The organism is Bdellovibrionota bacterium (genome assembly GCA_035292885.1).
Classification (GTDB): Bacteria; Bdellovibrionota_G; JALEGL01; order JALEGL01; family DATDPG01; genus DATDPG01.
In genome coordinates, this window is record DATDPG010000100.1 from 17,140 (window position 1) to 28,142 (window position 11,003).

At 55.8% G+C, this 11,003-nt stretch carries 10 protein-coding genes; 8 read left to right on the top strand and 2 right to left on the bottom strand.

Annotated features, from left to right (window positions below; all coding sequences use genetic code 11):
* Window positions 1-108 precede the first annotated feature (108 nt).
* From VI895_08005 to VI895_08040, 8 genes are all read left to right on the top strand, one after another.
* Window positions 109-744 (top strand): hypothetical protein, encoded by a 636-nt coding sequence (locus VI895_08005; GenBank protein ID HLG19741.1) that lies wholly within the window; start codon window positions 109-111, stop codon window positions 742-744.
* 12 nt (window positions 745-756) lie between these two features.
* Window positions 757-2,100 carry a hypothetical protein gene (locus tag VI895_08010; GenBank protein ID HLG19742.1) on the top strand — a complete coding sequence of 448 codons (1,344 nt, stop codon included), beginning with the start codon at window positions 757-759 and terminating at the stop codon, window positions 2,098-2,100.
* Window positions 2,097-3,728, top strand: a complete 1,632-nt coding sequence (locus tag VI895_08015) for a hypothetical protein (GenBank protein HLG19743.1) — start codon at window positions 2,097-2,099, stop codon at window positions 3,726-3,728. Before VI895_08010 ends, VI895_08015 begins: the two co-directional genes overlap by 4 nt.
* Entirely contained in the window at window positions 3,725-4,912 is a 1,188-nt protein-coding gene (locus VI895_08020) for a hypothetical protein (protein ID HLG19744.1), read from the top strand. The genes VI895_08015 and VI895_08020 overlap by 4 nt, the downstream gene beginning before the upstream one ends.
* On the top strand, window positions 4,909-5,910 hold the full coding sequence (locus tag VI895_08025) for a hypothetical protein (protein HLG19745.1): 1,002 nt from the start codon (window positions 4,909-4,911) through the stop codon (window positions 5,908-5,910). Before VI895_08020 ends, VI895_08025 begins: the two co-directional genes overlap by 4 nt.
* On the top strand, window positions 5,907-6,629 hold the full coding sequence (locus VI895_08030) for a transglutaminase-like domain-containing protein (protein ID HLG19746.1): 723 nt from the start codon (window positions 5,907-5,909) through the stop codon (window positions 6,627-6,629). The genes VI895_08025 and VI895_08030 overlap by 4 nt, the downstream gene beginning before the upstream one ends.
* A 159-nt stretch (window positions 6,630-6,788) precedes the next feature.
* A complete protein-coding gene (locus VI895_08035) occupies window positions 6,789-8,243 on the top strand; it encodes a hypothetical protein (protein ID HLG19747.1) in 1,455 nt (484 codons plus the stop codon).
* Window positions 8,244-8,368: 125 nt separating this feature from the next.
* Entirely contained in the window at window positions 8,369-9,553 is a 1,185-nt protein-coding gene (locus VI895_08040; protein HLG19748.1) for an outer membrane protein transport protein, read from the top strand.
* Between the two features lie 142 nt (window positions 9,554-9,695).
* On the opposite strand, the gene VI895_08045 is transcribed toward VI895_08040, so the two are convergent.
* The gene (locus VI895_08045) at window positions 9,696-10,661 is read right to left on the bottom strand and encodes a polyprenyl synthetase family protein (GenBank protein ID HLG19749.1); all 966 of its coding nucleotides are present in this window, start codon (window positions 10,659-10,661) and stop codon (window positions 9,696-9,698) included.
* A partial coding sequence (locus VI895_08050) for a hypothetical protein (GenBank protein HLG19750.1) occupies window positions 10,658-11,003 on the bottom strand: 346 nt, incomplete at its 5' end. The genes VI895_08050 and VI895_08045, both read right to left, overlap by 4 nt.

The window sequence follows — 11,003 nt, forward strand, 5'->3', positions numbered from 1 at the left end:
GTTTCGTGTGTGACACAGTTTGTGGCGATTTTTCGTTCGACGATAACCTTTAAGCGCTCCGAACTCGCACCTCGCCACCGGCATAAACATTGCGTTTGTATTGTTCGTATGAAGCACTGTCCGGCTCTCGTCGTTCTGATGCTTGTTGCGCCGAACTTAATTGCGGAAGCGGGAGGGAGACGTGAGCCGGACTCAGTTTCGCTCGCGCTTCCGGAAGATATGTTGAAGCGAATGCGCCAGGAGATCTCCCGAAACTTCTTCCCGGCATACCGGTCGTACCGTCAGCGCGAAGGTATCCTTGAAGAAAGAATTCAGGAGGAATGGGAAGATCAAATATCGGAACTCGATGCCGACACCGATCTTTCGAACCGTCTCTTGCGCGAGTTTCGGAAGGAATTAGGGACAATCCCCCACCCGCAACGTAGCGGCTTCAACGATACGTTCGGACCCAGGTCGGATACGGGGGAAGACGCACATATGGAATTTATTCCCGTGGAAGTGGCGAAGACCTGGAAAAACGCCATTCAGCCCGACAGCTGGAAGCGTGAATTCGGGCAGCCCTCTTCGGACGAAAGTCAACGCGAAAAACGCTTCAATCAAAAGGTGACCACATGGCTTACGCACGACAACAAGGGCCGGATCAACGGCTTTGGCAAGTTTGTGAAGAAATTCATCGATGTGCACGGCGGAGGGAAACCCGAGAAAACGCTTCGGTCCGATTGGCCGTCGTTTGAGGATCCATAGAAGGAGCGCGCGATGGAACGATTCATTCGAGTTGCAGTTATTTTTCTCCTATCGTCTGGAGTCGCGTTGGCTCAAGATCCGATGAAGAGGAGACCGCGCGGCAGAGCGTTTGAGATTGCCGATTGGGGAGGGGACGGAATCTGTCGGGCGGGGATCACGGGAGAGGATGTCTGGATTCAGGCAGATCCGCGGAACGATCTGATCAACGCCCCTTCGGAAGCGATCTTTTATTACACGCCCTCCATGTTCTTTCAGAGGGTCCCGTCGGACGAGGCTCCCTTCACTGAAGTGGACGACACATCGGGGCGACCATTCGCCGAAGTACGCTTTTTTCTTCTCCGCGACGATGAGAAGGTCCTCGAGTGCCTAAAGCAAACGATGGAGCGAAAGTACGGCCAGACGTTTCATGGCGATCAATTTATTCCCCTACCCGGCCGGGCGTTCAACGTGCGTCTCTTAAAGCCGGAGCTTCTGGATTTTCAGATCAATTATTATTATCCGCCGCTCGATCCGGAAGATGAAACGGACGACATCCTCCTCGGCGACGTCATTCCCGTTTCGTTGAGCGTCCCAAAGAAAAATTTAAGCGAGTTCCTCTACTATCTTGAACTAGGAATCGATTTCAATATCCGATACGGCTACGCCACGAGGGAAACCTCTCAAAATCGTTTGTCCGGAACTTCTCTTGTCGAGGTCTCGGCGGAAGCGGAGAGGAAATTCTTTGGCGAGCGCCAAAAGGTCTACGCCACGAAAGACCAAGTGGCCCGCCTCTTCCTCGATTCACGGATCGAACAGAATTATCAGGTCCTTATTCAAGATTCGCGAGTGGCTCAAAATTTGCTCGATTTGGTTGACCGTTTCCTTCAGCAGCATAGTCAGACGGCCGTCAAGCTTGCGGACCTGGCCAATGGATACCTCACGACGTACGGCCTCAATCTCGAGGACGATTTTTTCAAGATCGACTTCACGTCCACCGACTCGAGGCAGACCGTTTCGGTTCGTGAGAATCTCACGGCGCAGTCGAATTTTTGGCAGGAATATAGTCGGCGGTCGGGAGGGGGCGGCTTTAGCTTTTTCGGAATTAAAATTGGGGGCGGTGGTTCCGGTGACAGTGGAAACTCGGGTGGGAACAAATCCGTTCGGAAGGTCATGGAGGAAAGCGGGTCGTCCGTTCTCAAAGAAGGGCGCTTCTCGGGCGTCCTCAACGCCACGTTGTACGAAATCAACCGGGCGAACTTACAGCAATTCATGAAGACGCAATTGGATGTCACAGTGCAGGGAGACACGAACATCCGCGTCCTGAGTTTCGTCCGGAATTCCGTTCGGCACAGTTGGATCTGGAGACCGGAAAGATGAATTTGAGCCGCTGGTTCTTGGCCGCGCTTGGAGGCTGGACAATGGCTTTGGCCGGTGAAGCTCCCAGCATCCCGTATGTCCCGGTCTCCGTTCAAATCGGCGACAGCTCCCTCACACTTTTTGTTTTTCGGGCTTCGGCCGGGGACGCGGAAGCGATTTCCTACTACAGCCCGCTCTTTCTTTTCGTGGAGCACCCGTCTTCCTATGGCGTCTTCGTTGAAGTCGATCGTTCCAGGGGAAAAAACTTGGATCAGAACATCCTCTATCTCTACGTTTTGATGTGGGATCCGTCGGTCGCGTCGCAGATCCGGTCCAAACTGCGGATGACGGCCGACCAGCCGCTTCAATCGATCCCCTTTCATGCCGTGGATGTGAAGCTGAAGGTTCCGAGCACGGGAAAGTGGGTTAATGCCGCGCGCTTCCTCGAAGGAGACATCGGGGTTTTTGGCCGTTCGATGCGTTTGGCGTTTACGCTCTCGTATCCGGAGACGGAAGAAATCCTGAAGCAATTCCGGGAAGAAGGCGTGACGCTCCGGATCAGTTATGACTACCTTTCGCTCTATCCCGACGAGAACGTAGGCCGCAGCTCTTGGCAGTATATTTTCCCCCCGGGGGTTCTGGATTCTGTCTTTAACGGTCGGTCGGAAGTTCTATTAACGGAGTTCCAGCTGGCCGCGCTGATCTCCTTGGCCACGAAGGAAGTGCGCGTGAAAACGATCGTGAGCGATCCCGCAAATGCCGATCAGATCCTCTCCCGCCTGCCGATCTTAACGTCCGAGTTCGAACCGATCTCCGCCGGGCAAGCTTCTCTCCAACAACTTTCGAGTTTTGCACCCCCACTTTCACCCGAAGAAGACGCTCCCCTCCTAAATTCACGGATTCGTCATCGACACGACCTGATCCTCAAGTCGAGAAACCGGCAGGGAGAACTTTCGGAAGCCGAGAAAGCCGAACTCCGCGCCGTCAACATCTACCGCGTCCCCAGAGCTCAGCTCGAAAGAATCCATCGATCCATCGTGGACTTGACGACATACAAGGAAGGCGTGAGCAATGTTGTGATTTACCGGGAGACAGCAAAAGACCGGATCCAGGCTGTGGACGCACTCGGTGGCATTGATCCGGCCTTCGAACGTTTTCCGTTTGATCGGTCGGTGTCAAAAGTGAACGCGCAAAAAGAGCTCCGGGCGTTCGCCGGCGCCATTCGGGTTCTCCGACCCACTCCCAAGCAAATCGTCGTCGCGCGGAGGGAAAACCGGGACCTCTATACGCTTTCGCTCTCCCCGCCCGAACATTTTCACAGCGTCGCCGAATCGTCCGGCGAGAACTGCGTCAAAATCTTCGTCGAAAACCCGTTGAGCCGCTATCGCTCATCCTATTGCGTGGACGTCGACGCGCTGAAACTTCGATATCAGCGACTCGAACCTCATGAAGGAGAACTCGAATTCATCCTCCGTCCCACCGATATCGCCGTCCAGTACAAGAACGTTCGGGACGCAAGAGTCCGAAGATACGCTGCCCTGGGCGGTCACCGCTACGTTCGGAGTTGGATCGACTCGGAGAATCCTTCGATCGTTGTGGCTGAAAGTTCCTCCGGGCAGCGAACCTCGATTCCGTTGGAGGCGCCATGAAACGCGCCCGCCTCCTTCTGGCACTTTTCCCGGTTCTCTTCATTCTGACTGCCTGCCCCGAGATCGATGCCCCTCTCCCTCCCATCGGATCCCAGACGCCCCCTAAGGAAGCCGCCCCTGCTCAGAAGCCGTCGGAAGAAAAGCCACCCTCGCCGGAGGAGGAACGACCCGCGGTGCCTAAGGAGCCTTTGCTCGTTCCTTACCCCGTCTACCAATTGGAACGGATCATAGAAGGCTCTCAGGCCATGTACGACGTCCGAGAGACGCTCGGGAGTCCCAACCTCATCAAACTGGTGTCGTTCCTCCGGCTGGAAGACCGCAATCGCGCAAGACTCCAGATCAGCGTCTTCGACCACTTCCGACTGAGTTACCTGGTCGAGCTCTATTACGCGTATCATCTGCTTGGAAAGCGCATCACCCTCGAGGCGACGACACTTCGCGAGGCGAGCTTCGCCGACGGCCTCTTCCGCGCCTTCCGAAACTCGACCTATCTTTCGCACGACGAGAACGCTTCATACGTTCCCGCGGACCTCTTAAGGCAGCCCCATACCCTCGTCGCGGAGTTTTTCGGATTCCATTTCCATGCGGGTCTTCCGAAGTCACTGGAAATGGAGATTCCAAAGGACTACGGCGCGCTTCGGTTCCCTCTTTCAGAAGACAAGTCGAGAAGTTACGTATTCCTGCCCGCGAACAACCCGGCGTTTCAGGTTGGGCAAAAACAGAACGAAATTGCGGGCGGCAACATCTTTCGACAGATATCCGCACCTGCTGTGTATCGCGGCGCCAGCATTCGTGTCTACCGCGACGGAGCAAACGAGCTGAATGGGAATCCAACGGACGACGTCTACTATGTGGAACCGCTCGCCTGGATCGAAGATTCCAACGGCCGGCTCTTCGCCCACGTCTCGGAGGCCAAAGCCTACGAACTGGTCCAGGGAGAGACAAACTCGGTGCCCCAAGGATCCTTGAAACGCTTACCCAACCTTTCAGAGGTCCGGATCACGGAAGGAAAGAAGGCGGATCGTGCGATCGACTCGGCATGGGTCGACGAAGATCCCGTTGAGGTCACGTTACCCCTTCCGTCTGGCTCGGAGAAAACTACGGTCTGGGTACATTTCATGGACGAGGCGGGCGAATCCATTCTTTCCCGTGAGCTTTCGAATTCGACCGAACCGGAGACATGAACCGTTCTTCCGTGTTCTGCTTCGTCACGATGCTGGCGTGGCCCACGTTCCTCCTCGCGGAACGCGTTTATCACCCGGAAAAAGTCGAGGTGGACGTGGCCATGAACAACGGCCGTTACCGCGTCGTTTTTGAAACCGACCTCGAACGAATCGAGCAGTCCACCCGCTGGATGACGAGATTCGATTTCGACACGTACGATTGGACCTCGCTTTTCGGCCGGCTAGCCGGGCGGGCGATGAACGAAATCAAACTCTCGTTGATCGAGGGCGTCACCGAACAACTGGCCGACATCGCGGACGACAACCGGTTCGACCAAGATCAGACGGCGGGTCTAGCCGCGGCATTCGTCTCCACGCTTGCGAAAAACGCGAAACCGCGGCCGCCAGGAGACAACCACTTTTATCAACCGTACGAGCTTTTGATGGTGGGTCCGGCTTCCATTAAGGAACAGATTCTCCTTCTCGGGGCCCTGCTCTCTTCGCTCTGCTTCGATATCGAATATGTAGCCCTCGAAAAAAAATGGTCTCTGTCCGTGCTCGGAACAAACCTCGCCCAGCCGGGAACCGTGAATCTTCCCGAATCCGGTCTTTATCGAATCGGCGACCAGGTGTTCCTGCTCGTCCGATCGGGATCAGCGGATCATCAATGCAAAAGCGCGACCGCCCCTTGCACGGCCCGGGTGATTGAAGTCGACGAAATCTGCTCGCGCGAGCCGCGATATCGGAGACCTCTGCGCCGGGCGCCCGATCTGAACCTCCTTCCGAGTCGCATCGCATACGCCATGGCGGCTTCCGAACGATACGCGAATCATCAATCGTACAATCGAGGGTGGGACATGGATGTCGGTATCGCCGTCTCCTCCATCGGGAAATGGGGACCGCCTGCACGAGCTTCCGTGGGACTTTCTTCGGGTCGGACACGGACCAGCCAACGCCTTCTGTTCGGGAACACCCGGGAACACTTCGCCCCCCGAGACATTCAGCCCCTGCGGCGATGACCGGATTTAGCCGAAGTGCCGCCGCACTGATCGCCCTGCTTCCTGTTTTCGCAGGGGCATCGCCCCCTGAGGCGGCGGATCGTTTCTTCGAATGGAGCTACAAGGGAAAAGCGCACCGATTTGCGTTCCACGTCCCGAATTTTCGATCCTGCCAGGAAGCGATTAAGGATTTTCCGCACGATTGGGAGGAGCCGGTCCGTTACTTATCCAATTATCCGTGCGAGGAGTCTTTGGTATGGATCGCCGGCGAGCTTCGGGATGTCGGGCGAGATCTCGGTTACGGCCGGGCCGATTTCGCAAATTTTCTCCTCAATTTCGTGAGGTCGATCCCATACGCATACGACAAAGATTCCACGGGCCGTCCCGATTACACCCGTTATCCGTACGAAACGCTCCTGGACCGGACGGGAGACTGTGAAGATTTTGCCCTTCTCTACTCCGCGATCCTGAGTCACTGGTGCTTCGACGTCGTCCTTCTGAACACACCCGGGCACGTGGCGGTCGGGATCAACACGAAGACGTGGAACGAGAACGCGTCGGGTACTTACTACGATTTCAACGATGGAAAATATTATTACTGCGAGGCCACGGGCTGCCGAAATGGGAGGTGCGACGTCACTCGCATCGGGGAGACTCCGGAGATTGAGAACGCCGCAGAGAACCAGTACGAAGCGCGGATCATCGATGTCCCGAGAATCTGCACGTTCCCGTCGCCTTGAAAAAAGATTGTAATGAAAATTTTGACACAGACTGTTTGATATTTGGAATGCTTCGTTTCGGAAGCCCACATTAGCGCCGTGGAATTCCTCTAAAGACGCGCAAATAGTAGTTGCGAGATTCTGGTACGGGACGTGCAATCCGACCTGCGGAGGTGGCCGATGGCTAAGAGGCTTGGTCTCATTGCGTTTCTGCTGTTATTTTCAGCGTGCGGTGTCACGGACACAATCGACTCCTTCCAAGAAGCGGTCCAACGATATTCGATCGTTATCGCCGATGGAAACGAACAGGCAGACTACGTTGGAACCGAACTGATAAAACCCCTCGCGGTAGTTGTCCAGGGGAACAAGGGAGATTACCTGGGCGATCAATTTGTGGAATTTTCCATTCTTGACGGGGACGCCCGCATCGTGGGTGAAACCATCGTTCCAACAGCTCCCGATGGCTCAGCCTCAACCAGGATACAATTGGGTAACTCCCCTTCCCAGATTCAGGTTCGCGCCGCCCTCCGAGTGGAACCGTTCGACGAATCGCGCCACGCCGTTGTCTTTACGTTGACGGCGGTTCCTTTTCCCCCGGCGAAACTCTTCATGTTCGACAGTCAATCGAATGGCCAAACCGGCACGGTTAACCAGAAGTTGCCCCTTCCTCTCCGCGTCGTCGCAAAAGACTCCAGGGGAAATCCGGTAGTGGCGCAGGATATCGAATTCAGAGTTGCCAGAGGGTCTCCGGACATCCAGGTTACAAATCTAGTAAAAACTGATTCCAACGGCGTGTCGGCCACGGAAGTGATATTGGGCAAAACAGCGGAGTCGATTTCGATCGAGGCGACCTGGCTTCCGAACGACAACAACGACCCGAACCGGAAAGTGACGTTTTCGGCTACGTCGAGCCCGAGTGATACCAAAATTTTGAGCTTCGTCGGACATATAAGCGATGGGAAGCGGGCCTGTGCCGCCGAAGGGTCGAATTTCCCGGGAACCGGCGTGCGCCTCAGCGATCTTTACGGGAATCCGATCGCAGGAGCAAAGGTGAGAGTCGATCCCGATTCCCGAGGAAAGATCGACGATCAGCCTTTCGGCGAGGCAAAGGACCTGGATACGGATGAAAGCGGGGTAGCCTCGTTCACCCTGACTGCCGGAAGCGTAAGCGGCTCGGCTTATAACGCCGCGACGACCGTGACAGCATCCGTGCCGGCCGGCCCCACGTCGTCCGCCGCGTTCGATATCACCAAGGGCCGGTACCTGTTCAACAGCCGAGGCGATGGAAACACGATGTACCTTTATGGAATTACCCTGGCATTTGGTTATCAACGGTACTTCGATTTTCCTTTCGTTGTATCGGCCCGGGGCGCATGTTGGTCTTCCCTTCCGAGCACTTTCATTTCCGTCAGTCGGCTTCAGGTTATCGGTTGCCCGGGTATCTTCCCTTCCACCTCGCTACCGGACCCGGTTTATTGGCAGGTCACGTCCGACGCCAACGGCGACGTTTCCACACTATGGAGAGAGTTGGTTGGAGACATATGGACCGGGCTCCGCTTTACGACCCGTCTGACGGCGAAGGCAGCCGGGACGAACGATCTCATCTTTTACGTGAGCCATCCGGACTGCGAGTAAGGGGGAGAACCTTGCGCGCATAGTCGCCCCGGCGCTACTCGATCGCAAACAGATCTGAAAAACGGCCGGACGGAGAAACTTGTCTGCGGCGAAACAACACGTAAAGTTTTAAATAAAGGAGCCCTATGAAACGTTTCCCCCTCGTGCTGTTGTTATCTATCCCCTCTACGTTGTTCGCCAGCGGCCTTTCTAAACCGGTCTATGTCGGTCCCAAGGCGATCGGCATGGGAGGAGCCTTTGTCGGTGTGGCCGACGATCCGACGGCGATTTACCACAACCCCGCCGGGATAACCCAATTGTCGGGATATCAGGTGGAGGCCGGAATGGACGGCCTGATTACGGCCGAGGAATATACCCCTCCGGGCGGTGCGCCCCCGGAAAACGCGGACACGGAATTTATTCCAGTCCCTAATTTCGCCTTTGTGTCCGATTTTCTGAAACCGGTCTGGTTGGGTATCGGCGTCTTCTTCCCGCACGGGAACGGCGGCAAGTATCCGACCGCGTCGGCTGCGCCGTTTAATCCGACGGAAGGTAGGATTTATTCGATGGAAATCGCTCCGGCGGTCGCTTGGAAAATCATTCCGGAATTGAGCCTCGGAGGCTCCTTGCGAATGGTACGCGTGTCATCCGAGCTGAAAGGTCAGGCTTTACCGGGCGGCGGAACATTGGAAGATCTTGACCAAGCCGGTTGGGGAGTGGGCGGTTCGGCCGCCCTTATGTTCACTCCGTGCCCCTACTTCTCTCTCGGTGTGAACTATCGTACCGGCGTGACGGCTGACTTAACGGGAACCGCTACGTTTTCGGGAATTCCTGGGCTTGGGACGTTGCCATCTTCATTGGATCAGCGACTACCGACACAGGTGAATGTGGGTCTATCGGCCAAACCCATTGAAAAACTGACCGTGGCTGTGGCGTACGGTTGGGAAAGAAATTCTGAAATCGAGAACCTAGTGCTCAACGTTTCCGCACCGGTCGGGACAATTATATCTCCGCAGAACTGGGAAGATTCGCACACCATCCACTTCGGCGGCGAATATTGGATTCTTCCGGAGCTCGCGGGCCGACTCGGCTACGCCAAGGACCTGGTCGATTCGATTCCGGATCCGGCCATGAACCGCGTCGTCGGCGATATTGCGGCGCATGAGGTATCCGCGGGATTGGCTTACAAATGGAGCCGGTACACATTTGCCGGCACATGGAACGCCCGCTTTGGAGAACGCGATATTCCGCTCAATGCCGTGAACCCCTCGCCGGGCCATTACGACGCCATCGTTCAAGCGATCAGTCTGGCGGTGGGTGTAAGCCTTTAGGATCCGTTCGGTTGGCCTCTTGGAGAAGCCGCACATAACGATCCTTTCCAACGTCTTCGTCCGAGCCACTTTTCGTTACACAGCTCAAACTCGCCTCCTGGTCATGGGAATAAAGTGATTCCGCTTGGAACCGTTCAATCGATTAACTACACCGATCAATGAGCAGGTGCGCGAGGTCCTGGAGCGCCTGTTTCGTGCCCGAATGCGGGAAGGCTTCCATGACGAGATCGGCCTGGACGGCGAGCGTTTTGAGTTCGTCGTGCGTTTGATGAATCGTCCACGGGAGTTTGGGGTGTTTTTCGAACGTCCGGATCAGGGAATCCGGAATCTCTTTCCGCTCAAACGCCTTTGCCGTTTCGTTGCGCAACTGTTCGTCGGCCTGAACCATGCGCCAGGTGACCAGGTTCAACTTCCCTTCGCGAAGGTCGTTCCAGCGATGTTTGGTCTTCGTTCCAATGACGTCGAGAAGATCATCGGAGAGTTGGAAGAGCAGACCAAACGAGTGCATGTACGTCTCGATCGCTCCACGGCTGTTGTTCCGAGCGAGAATCGGCCCGACCAGGCCGCACCAGCGGAAGAGCGAACTCGTCTTCAGCTCCGTGACCTCGTAATAGCGTTCCCCGCTCGAGGGAATCTTGAATTTCAGCTCGTATTGAAGGAATTCGCCGGAACAGAGTTTTTTGAGCGTCTCGCAGAGCAGAAGAAGAATCTCCGGATGACCTTTTGTGGCGATCTGCTGGATCACGTCGCTGATCAGGTAATCGCCCGAAAGAATCGGCAGCGTGTTGTCGTAAATCTGATTCGCGCTCGGCCCTCCCCGCCGTTTGTCCGCCTCGTCGATGACATCATCATGAAGCAACGTGGCCGTGTGGATCGCTTCGGCGGCCCAAGCATAAAGGTCCAGACGTTCCGGTGAAATACCGGCCATCTCCCCGAACCAATAAACCAGATGCGGGCGAATCCTCTTCCCTTTGCGTTCCCAGAGCGTGGCCGTGACGTCGCTGATCTTCTCCACGGTGGGCGGATCGAATGGGCCCCTTTTTATCGACAGACGTTCGACATGCGGAGCCGAACGCTCAAAGGCCGCCGCTACGGATGTTTCACTCATGCGAAACTTCCTCGCGCGACGAATTCCACCGTCAATGCCATCCCCGTGCAAAAAGCGGAACTCAACAGATTCCACGCGGGCGAGGGAGGCCGTCTTTTCGTCTCAAACAGGACAAAAAGCGCCGCCCCGACAAAAACAATCTTCGTGATCCAAACCGTTGGACTCGAAAGAAGGGCGAAACTCAACGCCAGGAGAGACGACATAAAAAGGATCTTGGATACGTTCCTGGCCCTCTTGGCACCGAAGCGAACCGCGAACGAACGTTTTCCGGCGATGGAATCGGTAAGCACTTGCCGAGGTTGATGCGCCAAGAGGATCGATACCGCCAGAGCCGAATACGCC